The organism is Aeromicrobium sp. CFBP 8757 (assembly GCF_014841755.1).
Classification (GTDB): Bacteria; Actinomycetota; Actinomycetes; order Propionibacteriales; family Nocardioidaceae; genus Aeromicrobium.
Genome location: NZ_JACYUM010000001.1, coordinates 428,554 through 446,632 on the forward strand (window position 1 = coordinate 428,554; position 18,079 = coordinate 446,632).

21 protein-coding genes are annotated in these 18,079 nt (G+C 71.8%); 9 read left to right on the plus strand and 12 right to left on the minus strand.

Features of this window, described 5'->3' with window-relative positions; all coding sequences use genetic code 11:
* The first annotated feature begins 1 nt into the window (after position 1).
* Both IFT73_RS02100 and IFT73_RS02105 read left to right on the plus strand, forming a co-directional pair.
* Positions 2–448, plus strand: coding sequence for a DUF2550 domain-containing protein (locus tag IFT73_RS02100; RefSeq protein WP_192166178.1), 447 nt, complete (start codon positions 2–4; stop codon positions 446–448).
* A gap of 115 nt (positions 449–563) precedes the next feature.
* Positions 564–767 carry a hypothetical protein gene (locus IFT73_RS02105; RefSeq protein ID WP_192166179.1) on the plus strand — a complete coding sequence of 68 codons (204 nt, stop codon included), beginning with the start codon at positions 564–566 and terminating at the stop codon, positions 765–767.
* A gap of 242 nt (positions 768–1,009) precedes the next feature.
* Here the strand turns inward: IFT73_RS02105 and IFT73_RS02110 are convergent, their stop codons facing one another.
* On the minus strand, positions 1,010–1,582 hold the full coding sequence (locus tag IFT73_RS02110; RefSeq protein WP_056607223.1) for a cob(I)yrinic acid a,c-diamide adenosyltransferase: 573 nt from the start codon (positions 1,580–1,582) through the stop codon (positions 1,010–1,012).
* 81 nt (positions 1,583–1,663) lie between these two features.
* Here IFT73_RS02110 and IFT73_RS02115 point away from each other — a divergent pair, with 81 nt between their 5' ends.
* Positions 1,664–3,637 carry a protein meaA gene (locus IFT73_RS02115; RefSeq protein ID WP_192166180.1) on the plus strand — a complete coding sequence of 658 codons (1,974 nt, stop codon included), beginning with the start codon at positions 1,664–1,666 and terminating at the stop codon, positions 3,635–3,637.
* Between the two features lie 56 nt (positions 3,638–3,693).
* On the opposite strand, the gene IFT73_RS02120 is transcribed toward IFT73_RS02115, so the two are convergent.
* From IFT73_RS02120 to IFT73_RS02145, 6 genes are all read right to left on the minus strand, one after another.
* Positions 3,694–4,470 carry an isocitrate lyase/phosphoenolpyruvate mutase family protein gene (locus tag IFT73_RS02120; RefSeq protein WP_192166181.1) on the minus strand — a complete coding sequence of 259 codons (777 nt, stop codon included), beginning with the start codon at positions 4,468–4,470 and terminating at the stop codon, positions 3,694–3,696.
* A 38-nt stretch (positions 4,471–4,508) separates the two neighbouring features.
* A complete protein-coding gene (locus tag IFT73_RS02125; RefSeq protein WP_192166182.1) occupies positions 4,509–6,950 on the minus strand; it encodes an FtsX-like permease family protein in 2,442 nt (813 codons plus the stop codon).
* A 3-nt stretch (positions 6,951–6,953) separates the two neighbouring features.
* A complete protein-coding gene (locus tag IFT73_RS02130; RefSeq protein WP_192166183.1) occupies positions 6,954–7,718 on the minus strand; it encodes an ABC transporter ATP-binding protein in 765 nt (254 codons plus the stop codon).
* A gap of 112 nt (positions 7,719–7,830) precedes the next feature.
* Positions 7,831–8,487 (minus strand): response regulator, encoded by a 657-nt coding sequence (locus IFT73_RS02135; RefSeq protein WP_371811136.1) that lies wholly within the window; start codon positions 8,485–8,487, stop codon positions 7,831–7,833.
* Positions 8,484–9,650, minus strand: coding sequence for a sensor histidine kinase (locus IFT73_RS02140; RefSeq protein WP_192166184.1), 1,167 nt, complete (start codon positions 9,648–9,650; stop codon positions 8,484–8,486). The genes IFT73_RS02135 and IFT73_RS02140 overlap by 4 nt, the downstream gene beginning before the upstream one ends.
* A 90-nt stretch (positions 9,651–9,740) precedes the next feature.
* Positions 9,741–9,926 carry a hypothetical protein gene (locus IFT73_RS02145; protein ID WP_056610030.1) on the minus strand — a complete coding sequence of 62 codons (186 nt, stop codon included), beginning with the start codon at positions 9,924–9,926 and terminating at the stop codon, positions 9,741–9,743.
* 72 nt (positions 9,927–9,998) lie between these two features.
* Here IFT73_RS02145 and IFT73_RS02150 point away from each other — a divergent pair, with 72 nt between their 5' ends.
* Together IFT73_RS02150 and IFT73_RS18770 are read left to right on the plus strand one after the other, a co-directional pair.
* Entirely contained in the window at positions 9,999–10,523 is a 525-nt protein-coding gene (locus IFT73_RS02150) for a ferritin (RefSeq protein WP_192166185.1), read from the plus strand.
* The gene (locus tag IFT73_RS18770; RefSeq protein WP_192166186.1) at positions 10,516–10,959 is read left to right on the plus strand and encodes an SSI family serine proteinase inhibitor; all 444 of its coding nucleotides are present in this window, start codon (positions 10,516–10,518) and stop codon (positions 10,957–10,959) included. The genes IFT73_RS02150 and IFT73_RS18770 overlap by 8 nt, the downstream gene beginning before the upstream one ends.
* 4 nt (positions 10,960–10,963) lie before the next feature.
* Here the strand turns inward: IFT73_RS18770 and nucS are convergent, their stop codons facing one another.
* Together nucS and IFT73_RS02165 are read right to left on the minus strand one after the other, a co-directional pair.
* Complete coding sequence (nucS, locus tag IFT73_RS02160) at positions 10,964–11,641, minus strand: endonuclease NucS (RefSeq protein WP_192166187.1); 678 nt, start codon at positions 11,639–11,641, stop codon at positions 10,964–10,966.
* Positions 11,638–12,024, minus strand: coding sequence for a hypothetical protein (locus tag IFT73_RS02165; RefSeq protein ID WP_192166188.1), 387 nt, complete (start codon positions 12,022–12,024; stop codon positions 11,638–11,640). Before IFT73_RS02165 ends, nucS begins: the two co-directional genes overlap by 4 nt.
* Before the next feature lie 87 nt (positions 12,025–12,111).
* Here IFT73_RS02165 and IFT73_RS02170 point away from each other — a divergent pair, with 87 nt between their 5' ends.
* From IFT73_RS02170 to IFT73_RS02185, 4 genes are all read left to right on the plus strand, one after another.
* Entirely contained in the window at positions 12,112–13,305 is a 1,194-nt protein-coding gene (locus IFT73_RS02170; RefSeq protein ID WP_192166189.1) for a 3-hydroxyacyl-CoA dehydrogenase family protein, read from the plus strand.
* A gap of 96 nt (positions 13,306–13,401) precedes the next feature.
* Positions 13,402–13,749, plus strand: coding sequence for a hypothetical protein (locus IFT73_RS02175; protein WP_192166190.1), 348 nt, complete (start codon positions 13,402–13,404; stop codon positions 13,747–13,749).
* Between the two features lie 37 nt (positions 13,750–13,786).
* Complete coding sequence (locus IFT73_RS02180; protein ID WP_192166191.1) at positions 13,787–14,053, plus strand: hypothetical protein; 267 nt, start codon at positions 13,787–13,789, stop codon at positions 14,051–14,053.
* A 7-nt stretch (positions 14,054–14,060) separates the two neighbouring features.
* A complete protein-coding gene (locus tag IFT73_RS02185; protein WP_192166192.1) occupies positions 14,061–14,861 on the plus strand; it encodes an alpha/beta hydrolase in 801 nt (266 codons plus the stop codon).
* Positions 14,862–14,883: 22 nt separating this feature from the next.
* Here IFT73_RS02185 and IFT73_RS02190 read toward each other — a convergent pair whose 3' ends face one another.
* From IFT73_RS02190 to mce, 3 genes are all read right to left on the minus strand, one after another.
* Positions 14,884–16,071, minus strand: coding sequence for a DivIVA domain-containing protein (locus IFT73_RS02190; RefSeq protein WP_192166193.1), 1,188 nt, complete (start codon positions 16,069–16,071; stop codon positions 14,884–14,886).
* Positions 16,072–16,198: 127 nt separating this feature from the next.
* Positions 16,199–17,536: a crotonyl-CoA carboxylase/reductase gene (gene ccrA, locus IFT73_RS02195; protein WP_056607252.1), complete on the minus strand. Its 1,338-nt coding sequence runs from the start codon at positions 17,534–17,536 to the stop codon at positions 16,199–16,201.
* 81 nt (positions 17,537–17,617) lie between these two features.
* The gene (gene mce, locus IFT73_RS02200; RefSeq protein ID WP_192166194.1) at positions 17,618–18,067 is read right to left on the minus strand and encodes a methylmalonyl-CoA epimerase; all 450 of its coding nucleotides are present in this window, start codon (positions 18,065–18,067) and stop codon (positions 17,618–17,620) included.
* Positions 18,068–18,079 lie beyond the last annotated feature (12 nt).

Consider the following 18,079-nt stretch of genomic DNA (forward strand, 5'->3'; position numbering starts at 1 on the left):
CGTGCCGCTGTGGTGGTGGTTGCTCGACTCCCTGCTGTTCGTCGTCGTCCTGCTGGTGCTGCTGCTGGTCGGGCTGCTCGTGCGCGGGCGTCTGCTGGCGCGATCGGGCGGCGCGTTCGACATGAGCGTGACGCGCGGCGCCGACGCGCAGGCGCGCGGGTGGATGCACGGCCTGGCGGTCTACGGCGACACCGAGCTGCGCTGGTTCCGGACGTTCTCGCTGTCGTGGCGCCCGCGGTACCGGTTCGTGCGCGGTGACGTGCAGATCGACGGGCGCCGTGAGCCGCAGGGCGACGAGGTGCACGCGATCCACCCGGGTCACCTGATCGTGGGCACCGCCTTCGCCTCGGACGTGCGCCAGTTCGCGATGAGCCCGGACGCGCTGACGGGGCTGCTGTCGTGGCTCGAGTCGTCGCCCCCGGGCCAGCGGGTCAACAACGTCCTCTAGGCGCCGGCGATGCGGCCGAAGTGGTTGACGCCCCGCGACCCAGCGGCGAGAATCGACAGACGTTCTCCGGGCCGATCGGCCCGCCCCCCCCCTGGAACCGAAGGTGTCTGACGTGATGAAGCGACTCGTTGTCGGTGTGTTCGTGTCGGCCGTGGCGGTGGTCGGGATCGCTCCCGTCGCATCGGCCGCGACGTCGAGTGACGCCACCGCCGTGGTGAAGGCCAAGGTCAAGAAGCCCAAGGCTCCGAAGGTCATCGACTGGGACGCGCCGGCACCGGTCTCCGGCGGTTACACGACCCAGCGCATCGACTGGGACTGAACCCCGCTCGCTCGCCCTTGGGCTTGCCCCACCCGGTCGCCCCGTGAGCTCGCCTCACCAGTTCGCCAGTGAGGCCGCCCACGGCCGAACGTGAGGGCGAAGCCCGAGGCGAAGCTCAGTGGGTGCGCCGGCTCGAGCGAGCCTGATCGCGCACCTGGCTTCGCTGCGGGCGGCTTCGCCGCGGAACGCTCACGCTCGCTCCGCTCGCTAGCCTGGTTCGCGGCTGATCGCGCAGAGCGCGATCAGCGCTCACCACCCGGCACCCAGAGGGTGTCGCCGGTCTCGCGGTTGGCGTACCGACCGAGGATGAACAGCAGGTCGCTGAGCCGGTTCAGGTACTTCGCGGTCAGGATGTTCATCGTCTCGCCGTGCTCCTCGAGGGCGGCCCAGGCCGACCGCTCCGCGCGTCGCACGACGGTGCACGCGACGTGCACGGACGCCGCGGCCGGCGTGCCGCCGCGCAGGATGAACGAGCGCAGCTTGGGCACCTGCTCGTTGTAGTGGTCGCACCACGCCTCGAGGCGGTCGACGTACGCGGGCTCGACGCGCAGCGGCGGGTACTCGGGGTTCTCGACCACGGGGCATGACAGGTCGGCACCGACGTCGAACAGATCGTTCTGCACGTGCGTCAGCACGGCCGCGACGTCGTCGTCGAGCGTCCCGAACGACAGGGCCAGGCCGATCTGCGCATTGGCCTCGTCGACGTCGGCGTAGGCGGCCAGACGCAGGTCGAGCTTGCTGGTCGTGCTCATGTCGCCCAGGTTCGTCGTGCCGTCGTCGCCGGTTCGGGTGTAGATCCGCGTGAGGTTGACCATGCGCCGATCCTAGGCGGCGAGTGGATGTGATCCACGCCGCACTCTGTCCTCAGCAGGTTACGGACAGGTAACCTGCTGGCTATGCCTGACAAGCCCTGGGTGATGCGGACCTACGCCGGACACAGCTCGGCCGCAGAATCGAACGCTCTCTACCGTCGCAACCTCGCGAAGGGCCAGACCGGTCTCTCGGTCGCCTTCGACCTGCCCACGCAGACGGGCTACGACCCCGATCACGAGCTGAGCAGGGGAGAGGTCGGCAAGGTCGGCGTCCCGATCCCGCACCTCGGCGCGATGCGGCGGCTGTTCCAGGACATCCCGCTCGACACCATGAACACCTCGATGACGATCAACGCCACCGCGATGTGGCTGCTGGCGATGTACCAGGTCGCCGCCGAGGAGCAGGGTGTCGACCCGTCGTCGCTGTCGGGGACGACCCAGAACGACATCATCAAGGAGTACCTGTCGCGCGGCACGTACGTGTTCGGGCCCGCGCCGTCGCTGCGGCTGACGACCGACATGATCGCGTACACCGTCAGCACGATCCCGCGGTGGAACCCGCTCAACATCTGCAGCTACCACCTGCAGGAGGCGGGAGCCACGCCGACGCAGGAGCTCGCCTACGCCCTGACGACCGCGATCGCGGTGCTCGACTCGGTGCGCGACTCCGGCCAGGTGCCGCCCGAGGAGTTCGAGAAGGTCGTCGGCCGCATCTCGTTCTTCGTCAACGCCGGCGTGCGCTTCGTCGAGGAGATGTGCAAGATGCGCGCCTTCGGACGTCTGTGGGACGAGATCACCCGCGAGCGCTACGGCGTCCAGGACCCCAAGATGCGACGTCTGCGCTACGGCGTGCAGGTCAACTCGCTGGGCCTGACCGAGGCGCAGCCCGAGAACAACGTGCAGCGCATCGTGCTCGAGATGCTCGGCGTCACGCTGAGCAAGGACGCGCGGGCGCGCGCCGTCCAGCTGCCCGCCTGGAACGAGGCGCTGGGTCTGCCGCGTCCGTGGGACCAGCAGTGGTCGCTGCGCCTGCAGCAGGTGCTGGCCTTCGAGTCCGACCTGCTCGAGTACGACGACATCTTCGAGGGCTCGGTCGTCATCGAGGCCAAGGTCGCCGAGCTGATCGAGGGCGCCAAGGCCGAGATCGACCGCGTCCAGGCGATGGGCGGAGCCGTCGCGGCCGTCGAGTCCGGCTACATGAAGCAGGCCCTGGTGGGCTCGCACAGCGAGCGCCGTGCCCGCATCGAGAGCGGCGAGATGAAGGTCGTGGGCGTCAACTCGTACGTCGAGACCGAGCCGTCGCCGCTGACCGCCGATCTCGACGGCGCGATCATGACGGCCGATCCCGAGGCCGAGCGCAACGCGATCGCCGACGTGCGAGCCTGGCGCGAGCAGCGCGACCAGGGCGCCGTCGACGAGGCCCTGCAGCGGCTGCAGCGCGAGGCCAAGACCGAGGCCAACCTGATGCAGGCCACGCTCGAGGCCGTGCGGGCCGGGGCGACGGTCGGGGAGTGGGCCGGCGCGCTGCGCGAGGTGTTCGGCGAGTACCGCGCGCCCACGGGCGTCAGCGGGGTCGCGAGCGTCGCCGAGGCCGGGGCCGAGCTGACGGCCGTCCGTGAGCGCGTGCGGGCGACGGGTGACGAGCTGGGCACCCGCCTGCGGTTCCTGGTCGGCAAGCCGGGCCTCGACGGGCACTCCAACGGGGCCGAGCAGATCGCGGTGCGTGCCCGCGACGCCGGCTTCGAGGTCGTGTACCAGGGCATCCGCCTGACGCCGGCGCAGATCGTCGCGGCGGCGGTGGCCGAGGACGTCCACGCCGTCGGACTGTCGATCCTGTCGGGCTCGCACATGGAGCTCGTCCCCGACGTGCAGAAGGCCATGCAGGACGCCGGCATCGGCGACGTCCCGCTGATCGTCGGCGGCATCATCCCGGAGTCGGACGCCCGCCGCATGGAGGCCGCCGGCGTCGCCGCGGTCTTCACGCCCAAGGACTTCGGCATGACCACGATCATGGACCGCATCGTCGACGAGATCCGCCGGGCCAACGGCCTGACCTGACGCTCGCGAGCCACCCGCCCACCCGTGGGTGAGGGGGTGGCTCGTGAGCCCGTGGGTCAGTTGAGACCGCGGAAGTCCTCCGGCAGGCCGCCGCCGGCGACGATGTCGGCCGTCAGGTCCTGCAGGGCCATGAGGGCGACCGACTGGCTCGTGGGCCCGTACGACACCCGTGCGACGCCGAGCTCCTCGAGGCGCGCGAGCGGCAGCGAGCCCGGCACGCCGATGACGGTCAGCTTCTGCGGGCCCCACGCGTCGACGAAGGCGTTGACGTCGTCCTCGGTCAGCCGGCCGGGCACGAACACGACCGGCGCGCCCGCCGCGAGGTAGGCCGAGCCGCGCTCGATCGCGTCGGCGAGGACGTCGGCGTGCGGGCGGTCACCGGCCTTGACGAACGCGTCGGTGCGGGCGTTCAGGACGAAGTCGATGCCCTCGGCGTGACCGGCCGCGAGGACGGCCTCGACCGCGGCGACCGAGTCGGCGAGCGGCTTCATCTGGTCCTCCAGGTTGGCGCCGACGACGCCGACCTGGATCGCCCGGCGGGCGGTGTCGCCCGGGTTGCCGTAGCCGGCCTCGAGATCGGCCGTGACGGGCAGCTCGGTGGCCGACACGATCGTGCCGACCGCCTCGATCATGAGCTCGACGGGGATGTTCTCGCCATCCTCGTAGCCGTACGACGCGGCGATCGAGTGACTGGCGGTCGCGAGGGCGTGGATGCCCTCGACGTCGGAGACGACGCGGGCGCTGATGGCGTCCCACACGTTGACGACCTTGAGCAGCTCGGGGGCCGCGTGCAGGTCGAGGAGGGTCCGGGACTGGGCTTGGATGTCGGTCATGCCATCCACGGTAGGAGCCCCGTCCCGGACCCGCAGCCTCAGTCGGCCACCAGACCCGCCGCGGGTGTGATCCGGGCCGCGCGGCGGGCCGGCAGGACGCAGGCGACCAGGCCCGCGAGCGCGGCGACCAGCAGGATCAGGCCGATCTGCTCCCACGGCACCGTGAGCCCCGGTGACGTCCTGAAGACGCCGACCGAGGCCGTCCGGACACCGAACCACGCGTACGCCGTCCCGAGGGCGACGCCCAGCACCGCGGCGACGCCGGCCATCAGCAGCGCCTCGATCGCGAGCATCGCGCGCAGCCCCGACCGCTCGAGCCCGAGCGCCCGCAGCAGCGAGTTCTCGCGGACCCGCTCGAGCACCGAGAGGCTGAGCGTGTTGCCGACGCCGATCAGCGCGATCAGCACCGCGATCGCGAGCAGTCCGATCGTGACGCTGAGCATGACGTCGAGCACCTTCACGACGTCGGCCCGGTCCGGCAGCCCGCCGGAGACGTCGAGGTCGGCGGTGCGGGCGACGGCCGTGACGTCCGCGGTGACGTCCCCCGGGTCGGCCGAGGCGTCGGCCCGCACCCACACCGCGCGGGTGCCGTCGGACGTCGCGCCGATCGCGTCGAGCGTCCTTCGGCTCACCAGGGGCGACTCGCCGAAGCCGGTGCCGTGGGCGACGGTCATGTCGCGCGTCTCGCCGGCGATCGTGACCGCGACGGTCTCGCCCGACGGCGACAGCTCGGCCGACGTCATGCCGGACGGCAGGACGATCGTGCCGGGGGCGAGCGGGGAGAACGTCGGCGTGCCGTGGACGAGGTCGAGCGCCGCGTCGTCGACGCCCAGCACCTCGACGTCCTGACCGCCGACCCGCGCGGAGACGCCGGGCAGCTCGGCGACGCCGTCGACGCCCTCGACGCCCGCGATGTCGTCGGCGACCCGACCGGGGATCGACCCGGACGACGTCGCCGTCAGGTCGATCGGGTTGTTGACGTCGAGGGAGGTGCTGACCTTGTGCGAGATCGAGGCCGATCCGACCACGACGGCCGTGATGAGCGTGACACCGATCAGCAGGGCCGTCGACGTCGCCGCGGTGCGCCGGGGGTTGCGCAGCGAGTTCAGGTGCGCGAGGCGGCCGGCCAGGCCGAGACGACGTGCGAGCGGGCCGGCGGCCCGGATCGCGGCCGGGACGATGACGGGCGTCAGCAGCAGCACGCCGATGAACGACAGCATCCCGCCGAGCATCCCGACGAGCAGCGATCCTGCCAGCCCCGCTGCGAGCCCGGCCCCGCCCGTCGCGAGCAGTGCCGCGGCGACGACGAGGCGGACGGCCCCCGAGCGGGTGCGCAGCTCGACGACGTCGTGGTGCTGCAGCGCCGCGAGCGGCGACTGCGCACCGGCGCGCTGCGCGGGCAGGTACGCGCCCGCGGCGGTGACGGCGACGCCCAGCAGCACGGGCACCGCGACGGACGCGAGGGACAGCGACGGCGATCCCATCGGCGTCGTGGGGGAGAGGTGCCCGATCAGCCCCGCGCCGGCGACGGCGACGCCGAGTCCCAGCAGCACGCCGGCGATCGAGCCGACCACGCCGAGCAGCACGCCCTCGACCACGACCGAACGCGCCACCTGCGACCGGACCGCGCCGATGCAGCGCAGCAGGGCGAGGTCGCGGGCGCGCTGGGCCAGCAGGATCGTGAACGTGTTGGCGATGACGAGCGCGCCGACGAACAGCGAGATGCCGGCGAAGACGTAGATGAGCTTCTGGAACACGTCGACGCCCCGGGTGGCGTCGAGTCGTAGGGTCTCGCGGTACGCGGCACCGTCGACGACCGAGGTGTCGCCGGCCGCCGCCTGGACGGTGGTGCGCGCCGACGACGGGTCGCCGCGCGTCGCGACGACGGCATCGACCGGTCCCGCGACGTCGCCCAGCGACGCGAACGCCTTCTCGGGCAGGTAGACGGCGGCCGACAGCGGGCCGTCCTGGTCGTCGACGGTGCCGGTCACGGTCATCCGGCGGTCGCCACCGGGCAGGTCGAGCGTGACGGTGTCGCCGGGCGACACGCCGTGACGTCGCGCGTCGGAGGCCGACAGCGCGATCTCGTCGCCGGCGTCCGGGGCGGGCAGCCGTCCGGTCGTCGCCTCCTGCCAGCGCAGCGCCGCCGAGGTGGCGATGCTGCCGAGCGCCAGGTCGTGCGGTCCGTCGGGCAGGGTCGCGCCGACGTACGCGGTCCAGTCGACGGCGACCGCGTCGACGCCGTCGACGGCGGCCACCCGCCGCACGACGTCGGCGAAGCCCTCGAGGTCGCCGGTGCCGGGGATCGCGAGGTCGGCGCGGCCGTACTGCTGCCCGACCGCCCGGGCGGAGCCGTCGCGGGCGGCGGCGCTGAGCGCGTTGACGGCCACGATGAAGCCCGTGGCGATCACGACGGCCAGCAGGGCCGCGACGTAGCGACGCGCGTACGTGCGCATCGAGGCGAGGATCACGGTGCGCACGGCTCAGGCCCCCATCGTGCGCAGCGCGTCGAGGACGTCGTCCTGCGTCGGGGCGTCGAGCTGGCCCGCGACGCGGCCGTCGGCCACGAGCACGACGCGATCGGCGTACGCCGCGGCCGACGGCTCGTGCGTCACCATCACGACGGTCTGCCCGAGCTCACGCACCGACCGTCGCAGGAAGTCGAGCACCTCCGAGCTGGTGCGGCTGTCGAGGTTGCCGGTCGGCTCGTCGGCGAAGACGATCTGCGGGCGGCTCATCAGCGCACGGGCCACCGCGACGCGCTGCTGCTGCCCGCCGGACAGCTGCGTGGGCCGGTGGCCCAGGCGGTCGCTCAGCGCCAGGACGCCGATCAGCTCGTCGAACCACGCCCAGTCGGGGTCGACGCCGGCGAGGTCGAGCGGCAGCAGGATGTTCTGCTTCGCCGTCAGCATCGGCAGCAGGTTGAAGGCCTGGAAGACGAAGCCGACGTGGTGCCGGCGAAAGCGCGTCAGCTCGTTGTCGGACATCGCGGCGAGCCGCTGGTCGCCCACGACGACCTCGCCAGAGGTCGCCTGGTCGAGCCCCGCCAGGCAGTGCATCAACGTCGACTTGCCGGAGCCGGACGGGCCCATGATCGCCGTGAAGCGTCCGCTCTCGATCGTCAGGTCGACACCGGCGAGGGCATGGACCTGCGCCTCGCCGCTGCCGTAGACCTTGGTCAGCCCCGTCGTGCGGGCGGCGATGCCGGGCGACGTCTGCGGGTGGGTGAGGACGGGGGACGCGCTCATGGGTGCTCCTGTGCTGGACGATGGGTGCGTCCACCACGCTAGGAAGGATCGAGCGGCCGGTCGTCAGCCTGAGGGACCCCGCTCGTCCCTCGGCGTACGACCTGGGTATGACTCAGGTGCCGGGGGCGACCAGCCCGGTCTCGTAGCCCAGCACGACGAGCTGGACGCGATCGCGCGACCCGGTCTTCGCCAGGATGCGACCGACGTGCGTCTTGACGGTGGCCTCGGCGAGGAACAGCTCGGCCGAGATCTCGCGGTTGGACCGCCCGCGGGCGATCATCCCGAGCACCTCGCGCTCGCGCGCCGTCAGTGGCGCCAGTCGCACGTCGTGGTCGGGATCGGCGGCGGTCGGGTGGCGCAGGAAGCGTTCGAGCATGCGTCGGGTCGCGCTGGGGGCCACGACCGCGTCGCCGGCGTGGACGTCGCGCACCGCCGCGAGCAGCACCTCGGGCGGGGCGTCCTTGAGCAGGAAGGCCGACGCCCCCGCCCGCAGCGCGTCGTGGACGTACTCGTCGAGGTCGAACGTCGTCAGCACGACGACCCGCGGACGCTCGCCCCGCGCGGCCAGGGCGCGCGTGGCCTCGACGCCGTCCATGCGGGGCATGCGGACGTCCATCAGCACGATGTCGGCGGCCGTCGCGGCGAGCCGCTCGACGGCCTCGGCGCCGTCGCCGGCCTCGCCGACGACCTCCATGTCGTCCTGCGACTCGATCAGCATGCGGAAGCCGGCCCGCACGAGCTGCTGGTCGTCGACCAGGAAGACCTTCACGGGTGCTCCCTCGGCGGCTGCAGGGGCACGACGGCCGTCACGCGGAAGCCGCCGCCGGGCCGCGGACCGGCCTCGACCTCGCCCTCGTGGACCGCGATGCGCTCGCGGATGCCGACGATGCCGTGCCCCTGGCCGTCGTCGGCGGCCGACGAGCCGCGGCCGTCGTCGTCGACGCGGATGCGGACCGTGTCGGTCGTGACGTGCACCTCGACCGAGGCCGAGACGTCGGGGCCGGCGTGCTTGAGCGTGTTGGTGAGCGCCTCCTGCACGATCCGGTACGTCGTCAGGCCCGTGGCGACGTCGAGGCGTGTCAGGTCGCCCGCGACGTCGAGCTCGACGGGCAGTCCGCTGTCGCGCAGCTGCGCGACCAGGTCGGTGAGGTCGCCGGCCCCGGGCACGGGGGCCAGGGCCGCGCCGGCGGTCTCGTCGCGCAGCAGACCGAGCAGCTTGCGCATCTCGGTCAGCGACGACCGCCCCGTCGCCGAGATCGTCCGCAGCGTCTCGACGGCCTGCTCGGGACGACGACGCGACGCGTAGAGCGCCCCATCGGCCTGCACCACCATGACCGAGAGGCTGTGGGCGACGACGTCGTGCATCTCGCGGGCGATGCGGGCACGTTCGGCGGCCGTCGCGATCTGCGCCTGCTGGGCGGCGTCGCGCTCGAGCTGCGCGGCACGCTCCTCCAGGGTCGCGACGTACGCACGGCGCGTGCGCGCCAGGTAGCCCAGCAGCCAGGAGGCGAAGGCGATCGTCGCCAGCGACGTCAGCGAGAAGAGGTACGACCGGGCGTCGCTGAGCTCGCCGAGCCAGTCCTCCGTCGCGACGACCGCACCGAGCAGCCCCGTCGCGAGCCCTGCCCACACCGCCCACCGCGGCCCGTACGCGGCGATGGCGTAGAGCCCGAAGAGCAGGGCCACGTCGCCGTAGAGCGTCGTGTCGGTCAGCAGCACCTGGGCGAGCAGCATCAGGCCGATCGCCGTGAACGAGACGACGGGGGCGCGTCGGCGCATCACGAGAGGCGCGACCAGGACGGCGCTGACCAGCAGCTCGGCCTGTGACGAGGCGGCCCCGATCACCAGGGGGACGACCAGCAGCACGCCGACCAGCAGGACGTCGAACCCCACGGAGTCCAGCGCCCGGTGGAGCCGTGACCGTCCGTGCATGGGGCCCAGCCTAGTGACGACGCGGCGACACCGCGTCCACCCGTGGGATGACCTCGCGAGGCGCGCGGGTGCCCTACGCTGGGGACGAGATCAGGCAGCGACCTTCGAGCGCGACTTCGAGGAGGACTTCTTGCCCTTGCCGTCGACCTTCCCGTCGACCTTGACGAGCCGGCGCTTCTTGACGGTGTAGCCGTCGGGCAGCGTGCCCTCCTTCATCATGCGAAGGGGGCAGCGCTTGCAGGCGGGCTTGTCGCTGCAGCACTTCTTCTTCGGCATCTTGGGCACGACACCACGATACCAGCGTGAGGTGAGGCTCGCCTTATGCGAGAGACTGGAGACATGGGACACATGGCAGCACCAGCATTCGTCGAACGGCTCAACGAGCAGATCGGTCACGAGTTCAGCGCGCACCAGCAGTACGTCGCGATCGCGACGTACTACGACGCGCTGACGATGCCGCAGATGGCCGCGCTGTTCTACCGGCAGGCCGAGGAGGAGCGCGACCACGCCATGATGATGGTGCAGTACCTCCTCGACGCCGACCAGGTGCCGGTCATCCCGGCCCTCCCGGCGCCCCGCGTCGCGTTCGCCGACGTCGTCGAGCCCGTCGCGACGGCCCTCGCGCAGGAGCAGCGCGTCACCGAGCAGATCTACGAGCTGACCCGCATCGCCCGTGAGCACAGCGACTTCGCGTCCGACCAGTTCATGCAGTGGTTCATCAAGGAGCAGGTCGAGGAGGTCTCCTCGATGAGCGACCTGCTCGCGGTCGTCACCCGCTCGAAGCACGACTACGAGCGCATCGAGGACTGGGTCGCCCGCGAGGACACGGGTGGCGAGGCCGATCCGACCGCGCCGAGGATCGCCGGTGCGTAGGGCGGGCGCGTCGGCGCTCGTCGCGGTCGCGGCCCTCGTGTCCCTGTCGGCCTGCGGTTCCGACGCCGCCAGCGACGGGGAGGGGCGAGCGCCCGACGGCGACGCGGCCGCGTCCGGCACGTCGCTGACGATCGAGGTCGTGAGCGGCGAGGGCGCCGCGCCGAAGACGTACCGCCTGACGTGCGACCCGGCCGGGGGAGACCACCCCCAGCCCGAGCAGGCCTGCGACGCGATCGCGGCGGCCGGGGCATCGGTGTTCGAGCCCGTCGCGGCTGACCAGTCGTGCACCATGGTCTTCGGCGGCCCGCAGACCGCGACGGTCACGGGAACGTACGAGGGCGCCGACGTCGACGCGAGCTTCAGCCGTCAGGACGGCTGCGAGATCGACCGCTGGGAGAAGCTCGGCACCACGGTGTTCGACCTGCCGCTGCAGTGACGCCCTAGAACAGCCGAAGGCTGGGGTCGTCGATGCCGCGCAGCTCGTCGTAGTTGACGACGACGCACTCGATGCCGCGGTCGGTCGCGAGCGTCCGCGCCTGGGGCCTGATCTCCTGGGCCGCGAAGATGCCGCGCACGGGGCGCAGGGCCGGGTCGCGGTTCATCAGCTCGAGGTAGCGGGTCAGCTGCTCGACGCCGTCGATGTCGCCGCGCCGCTTGATCTCGACGGCCACGGCGGCGTTGGACGCGTCGCGGCACAGCAGGTCGACGGGGCCGATCGCCGTCATGAACTCGCGACGCACCAGGCTCATGCCCGGCGCGAGGGCCGTCGTGTGCTCGGCGAGCAGCTCCTGGAGGTGCTTCTCGACGCCGTCCTTGCGCAGACCGGGGTCGATGCCGAGGTCGTGAGCGGTGTCCTCGAGCACCTCCTCGATCAGGATGCGCAGCGTGTCGTCGGTCTTGCCGGCCGTGACCGTCCACTCGACGACGCCCTCGTCGGTGACGCCCTCGCGCAGCGTGCACGGCGGGCTCATCCAGTTGAGCGGCTTGTACGAGCCGCCGTCGGAGTGGATCAGCACCGAGCCGTCGTTCTTGACCATGATGAGTCGCGTGGCCAGGGGCAGGTGGGCCGCCAGGCGTCCCGCGTAGTCGACCTGGCAACGGGCGATGACCAGTCTCACTTGAGTCGGGTGGCCGTTCCGAGCGTGAACTTCAGCGTGTCGTCGTCGACGACCGTGCCCTTGTCGGTGTTGCCGTCGTCGCCGACCAGCGAGACGGTGTCGCCCTCGACCTCGTACTTGCCGGTGCGGAAGTCGACAACGCCCTGGAAGTCCTCGATGAACGTGCCGTCCTCGACGAGGTGCAGGACGTACTGCTCGGACGGGATCTCCCAGTCGCCGCGCAGCGCCACGGCGGCGGGGTCCTGCGGGTCGACCGACGGGGCCTCGCTGATCGTCGCAGTGGGCGTCGGGGAGGCGGTCGGATCGGCGGCTGCGTCGTCCGAGGAAGCGGAGCCGCAGGCGGACAGCATCGTCAGCGTGGCGGCGGTCAGGGCTGTGGCCATCGTCATACGAAGTTTCATGATTCCCCCTAGGGCGGCAGGCAGGGCCACGCTAGTGTGTCACGACCGTCATATTACTGAGGAGTAGCCATGCAGGAAGTCGTCGACCGTCTGACCGCCAACGACCCGGCCGCCGATGTCGCGCGGACGCTGCTGCTGCCGTACCTGAACCACGCGGCCACGATGTACGAGAGCGGCTACGCCACCAGCGCCGACATCGATGCGTCGATGCGCTTCGGCTGCGGCTACCCGATCGGCCCGCTGGCCCTGGTCGACGCGATCGGCGCCGGCACGGTCGTGTCGGGGCTCGAGAAGCTCTACGCCGAGACCGGCGACGAGCTGCACCAGCCCGCCGCGGTGCTGACGACGCAGGCCGCCGAGGGCACGACGTTCGCCTCGGCCGCCGGCGCCGAGGGCGTCGCCGCGCCGCAGCTGCGCCACGAGATCCGCCGCGTCGGCGTCGTGGGCACCGGCACGATGGCGTCCGGCATCGTCGAGGTGTTCGCCAAGGCCGGCTACGACGTGACGTTCGTCGGTCGCGGCGACGACAAGGTCGCCGGCGTCGTCGCCGCGATCACCAAGAGCCTCGACAAGGCCGTCGCCCGCGGCAAGCTCGACGAGCAGGGCCGCGCCGACGTGCTGGGACGCCTGACCGGCGCGACCGAGCGCGAGGCGCTCGCCGACGCCGACATCGTCGTCGAGGCGATCGCGGAGGACCTCGACGTCAAGCTCGCGCTGTTCTCCGATCTCGACCGCATCGCCAAGCCCGGCGCGATCCTGGCCACCACGACGTCGTCGCTGTCGATCAACGCGTGCGCCGCGGCGACGTCGCGCCCGCAGGACGTCATCGGCATGCACTTCTTCAACCCCGCCGCGATCATGCGGCTCGTCGAGGTCGTCACCGCCGACGACACGTCGGTCGAGGTCGACGAGACCGTGCGGGCCCTGTGCCTGGCCACCGGCAAGCACCCCGTCTCGTGCGGCGACCGGGCGGGCTTCATCGTCAACGCGCTGCTGTTCCCGTACCTCAACGACGCCGTCCGGCTGCTCGAGTCGGGCGACGTGAGCCTCGACGAGATCGACGAGGCGCTCAAGGCCACGGGGTTGCCGATGGGCCCGTTCCAGCTGCTCGACGTCGTCGGGAACGACGTGTCGCTGGCGATCCAGCAGTCGCTGGTCGGGACCTTCGGGCACGCGGGCTGGCAGCCCGCGCCGACGCTCGAGCGCCTGGTCGCCGAGGGCCGGCTCGGTCGCAAGACCGGCGAGGGCTTCCACACGTACTGATCCAGCAGCTCCGAGGATCGACTCGACGAGGCCGGTAACCCCAGGGGTACCGGCCTCGTTGCTGTGTGCGGGGGGACGTACTCGCACAGGAGCCCCATGTCGATCAGCAGCCGCGCCCTGCGGGGTGCCCGCCTGGTGCGGGCCGTGACGCTCGGCGCGGTGCTCGCGCTGCTGGTCGGGCTCGTCGCCCTCCGCGCCTTCGAGGAGGCGTACGGCCGTGAGGTCACCCGCGTCGTGACGCAGGCCGACGTCATGGGCCTGCCGCTCGCGCGCGCGATCGACCGGCAGGAGGGGCTGGGACGCTCGTGCGGCGAGGAGCCGGTGCTCACCGACGTCGTGCTGTACCAGCCGCTCGACTCCGAGGACGTCGTGGTCGTGACGTTCGACGAGGCGCTGTCGCGGGCGACGGCCGGGGCCGGGTGGATCCGTCGCTACTGCCGGTGACGTCCGGGCGCCGACCGGGTCGTCCTAGACTGGCGCCATGCCTCGCCGCCGTGTCGCCCGACCGCCGGCACCCGTCCTGCGGACCAGCTCGGAGGCCCGTGAGCACAAGGCCGACGGCGAGTGGGTCGTCCGCACGCTGCGCGGCTCGTCGACCAAGGAGTACCGCTGCCCGGGCTGCTCGCAGCTGATCCGGGCGGGGCTGCCGCACCTCGTGGTGTGGCCCGTCGAGAAGGCCCTGCTGAGCGAGGCCGCGATCGACGAACGACGACACTGGCACACCGCCTGCTGGGCGAGGAAGCACTAGGGAACCCATGACCGAACGCATCCGCGGCAACACCATCCTGCCGGCGCGCCGAGAGGCGCTGACGCTCGAGACCGCCGACGGGCTGAGCCTGGTCGGCGAGCTCGCGCTGCCGCTCGACCGTCCGCCCGTCGCGACGATGATCTGCCTGCACCCGTTGCCGACGCACGGCGGCATGATGGACAGCCACCTGTTCCGCAAGGCGTCGTACCGCCTGCCCGCGCTGGCCGACGTCGCGGTGCTGCGGTTCAACACGCGCGGCACGTCGAGCGTGCAGGGCACCAGCGAGGGGACGTTCGACAACGGCGTGGGGGAGCGCTTCGACGTCGCCGCGGCCGTCGAGCACGCCGAGCTCGCCGACCTGCCCGACATCTGGCTGGTCGGCTGGTCGTTCGGCACCGACCTGACGCTGATGTACGGCCTCGAGCCGTCCGTCGCGGGCATCGTGCTGCTGTCGCCGCCACTGCGGTACTCGCGTCCCGAGCACCTGGCCGCCTGGGCGGAGTCGGGCAAGCCGGTCACGGCGCTCGTCCCCGAGCACGACGACTACCTGCAGCCCGCCGAGGCCCGTGAGCGGTTCGCCGTGATCCCGCAGGCCGAGGTCGTCGGTGTCGAGGGCGCGAAGCACCTGTGGGTCGGTGACTCCGAGCGGGCGCTCGACGAGATCGTCCACCGCATCGCGCCCGGCGTCGCGGTGCCCCTGCCGAGCACGTGGGACGGGCCGGTCGAGCGGGCCGACTCGTCGGCGTACGCCGACCGCACCGTCGCGGCCTTCGCGGACGTGCCGGTGCAGCCGGCGGACCAGCCGTAGCCGGTCCGCCGCCTGCTGGACGTCAGCGCGAGGCGGTCCCGGGCTCGTCGGTGCCGTCGTCGTCGCCGTCCGTGTCGGCGTCGGTGACGTCGACGTCGGATTCGGTGTCCGACTCGTCGGCGTCGGCGTCGTCGTCCGTCTCGTCGTCGGCGGCGTCACGGCTCGGCGCGGCGCTGGCGGCGTCGGGGGCGAACGTCGCGACGATGTCGCGCAGCTGGCCCATCTGGGCCATGATGCCGTCGCGCTTGCGCTGCAGCTCCTCGACCTCGGTGCGCAGCGAGCGGGTCTGACGCTCGACATCGGTCGTGGCGCCCAGACGGATCTTCTGTGCCTCGGCGTTGGCACTCGACAGCTGCTGGTCGGCCTGGACCTTGGCGTTCTCGAGCAGGCGGGCGGCCTCGGCGGCGGCCGCCTCGCGCGTCGCCGCGGCCTGGGCCATGACGGTGCGGGCCCGCTCGTCGGCCGCCGCGGCGCGGGTCTCGGAGTCCTGGACGAGCTTGCCGGTCTGCTCCATCGCCGAGGCGTGGTTCTCGGACGCCTCGCGGGCCAGGCGCTCCTTCTCGACCGCGAGCACGCGGCGCGCCTCGGTGACCTCGCGGTCGGCGGCGGCGCGCGCCTGCTCGACCTCGCGCGTCGCGCCGAGGCGCATGTTCTGCGCGTCCTGCTCGGCGGCGAGCCGCAGCTGGGCGGCCTCGCGCTCGGCCTGGGCGCGCAGGTCCTCGGTGTGGGCGATCGCGTCGGCGTGCATCGCCTCGGCGTCCTCGAGCAGCTGCTTGCGCTTCTCCTCGAGCTCGGCGACCGCGCGACCGCGCATCTCCTCGGCGTCGTGATCGGCGGTGGCGCGCACCATCGCGGCCTCCTCCTCGGCCTTCTTGAGCAGCTCGTCGGCCTCGCGGGTGGCGCGGTTGCGCACGTCGTCGGCCTCCTGCTCGGCCAGGCCCAGCAGCTGGGCCGCGTGGTTGCCGAGGCCCGTGTAGCTCGGCGTCTCGACCGCCTCGACGCGCTCGGTCAGCTTCTCGATCGTCTCGCGCAGGTTCTCGTTCTCGCTCTGCGTCGACCGGATGCTCTCGTGCGCCCGCTGCAGCTCGGCGCTCTGGGTGCGGACCCACGCGTCGACGGCGTCGCTGTCGTAGCCACCGCGGCGCGCCAGCGGGAACGAGGTGTCGGAGCTGGAGGAGTCGAAGATGGACAGGCCGGGCTGGTCGGACATGCGGATCCCATTCGTCGCGAGCGGAGGAGAGGTCTGGTGCGACCCAGACTACCCGCCGAAAAAGGGCGCACGAACGGCTCGTGTCGGCCGTCCGCGCGCCCCTCCACGGTGCGGGTGCGGTGCCGGGTCAGATGCCGCGGAAGCGGTTGATCTCGGTCAGGTACTTGGCCCGCTTGGCCTCGTCACGGACGCCCAGGCCCTCCTCGGGGGCCAGGCACAGCACGCCGACCTTGCCCTGGTGGAGGTTGTGGTGGACGTCGAGCGCGGCCTGCCCGGTCTCCTCGAGCGAGTACACGCGCGACAGCGTCGGGTGCACCAGCCCCTTGTCGATCAGGCGGTTGGCCTCGAAGGCCTCGCGGTAGTTCGCGAAGTGCGAGCTCTTGATGTTCTTGAGGTTCATCCAGAGGTAGCGGTTGTCGTACTGGTGCATGTAGCCCGAGGTCGACGCGCAGGTGATGATCGTGCCGCCCTTGCGGGTGACGTAGACCGAGGCGCCGAACGTCTCGCGGCCCGGGTGCTCGAAGACGATGTCGGGGTCCTCGCCGCCCGTGAGCTCGCGGATCTTCTTGCCGAAGCGCTGCCACTCCTTGGGGTCCTGGGTGTTCTCGTCCTTCCAGAACCTGTACCCCTCGGCGGAGCGGTCGATGACGTGCTCGGCGCCCAGCGAGCGGACGATCTCGGCCTTCTCGGGCGAGGAGACGACGCACACGGGGATCGCGCCGCCGTTGAGCGCCATCTGCGTCGCGTAGGAGCCGAGGCCGCCGGAGGCGCCCCAGATCAGCACGACGTCGCCCTGCTTCATGTGGGCGCCGTTCTTGCTGACGAGCTGGCGGTAGGCGGTCGCGTTGACCAGGCCCGGGCTGGCGGCCTCCTCCCACGTCAGGTGGTCGGGCTTGGGCAGCAGCTGGTTGGACTTGACGATCGCGAGCTGGGCCAGGCCGCCGAAGTTGGTCTCGAAGCCCCAGATGCGCTGCTGCGGGTCCATCATCGTGTCGTCGTGGCCGTCGGGGCTCTCGAGCTCGACGGACAGGCAGTGGGCGACGACCTCGGCGCCGGGCTTCCAGGCGTTGACGCCGGGGCCGGTGCGCAGCACGACGCCGGCCAGGTCGGAGCCGACGACGTGGTACGGCAGGTCGTGGCGCTTGGTGTACTCCGACAGGCGGCCGTAGCGCTCGAGGAAGCTGAAGGTCGACACCGGCTCGAAGATCGACGTCCACACGGTGTTGTAGTTGATCGCGCTGGCCATGACCGCCACGAGCGCCTCGCCGGGTGCGAGCTCGGGCACCGGCACGTCGTCGAGGTGCAGGCTCTTGCGGGGGTCCTTGTCGCGACTCGCGAGCCCCGCGAACATGTCGACCTCGTCCTTGTGGACGGTGATGCCCTTGTACGTCTCGGGAAGGGGGATGGCCGCGAAGTCCTCAGGGGCGGTGTCGCCGGCGAGGATGGCATCGAGGATCTGCTGCACGGTGTACCTCCAGGTAGATATTCCGGGAAGGTTACCGAGTCGTAACCTCGGGCGTCACCCGTCGTGACTGTGATCCAGCACTCAGTGCGACGACGCCGCAGCCGGCTCGACGAGCTCGACCAGGACGCCGCCGGCGTCCTTGGGGTGGACGAAGTTGACCCGCGAGTCGGACGTGCCGCGCTTCGGCGCGTCGTAGAGCAGGCGGACGCCGCGGTCGCGCAGGGTCGCCGAGACCGCGTCGATGTCGGCGACGCGGTAGGCGAGCTGCTGGATGCCCTGGCCGTTGCGGGCGATGAACTTGGCGATCGTCGACTCCTCGCTGAGCGGGGCCAGCAGCTGGATGCGGGTGTCGGAGTCGCCGACGGCGAGCATCGCCTCGCGGACGCCCTGCTCCTCGTTGACCTCCTCGTGCACCGAGTGCAGGCCGAACGTCGACGCGTAGAACTCGAGCGCGTCGTCGAGGTCGGGCACGGCGATGCCGACGTGGTCGATGGTCAACAGCAGGTGCGCGGGCACGAGGGGCTCAGTCATGAGCAGCAGCGT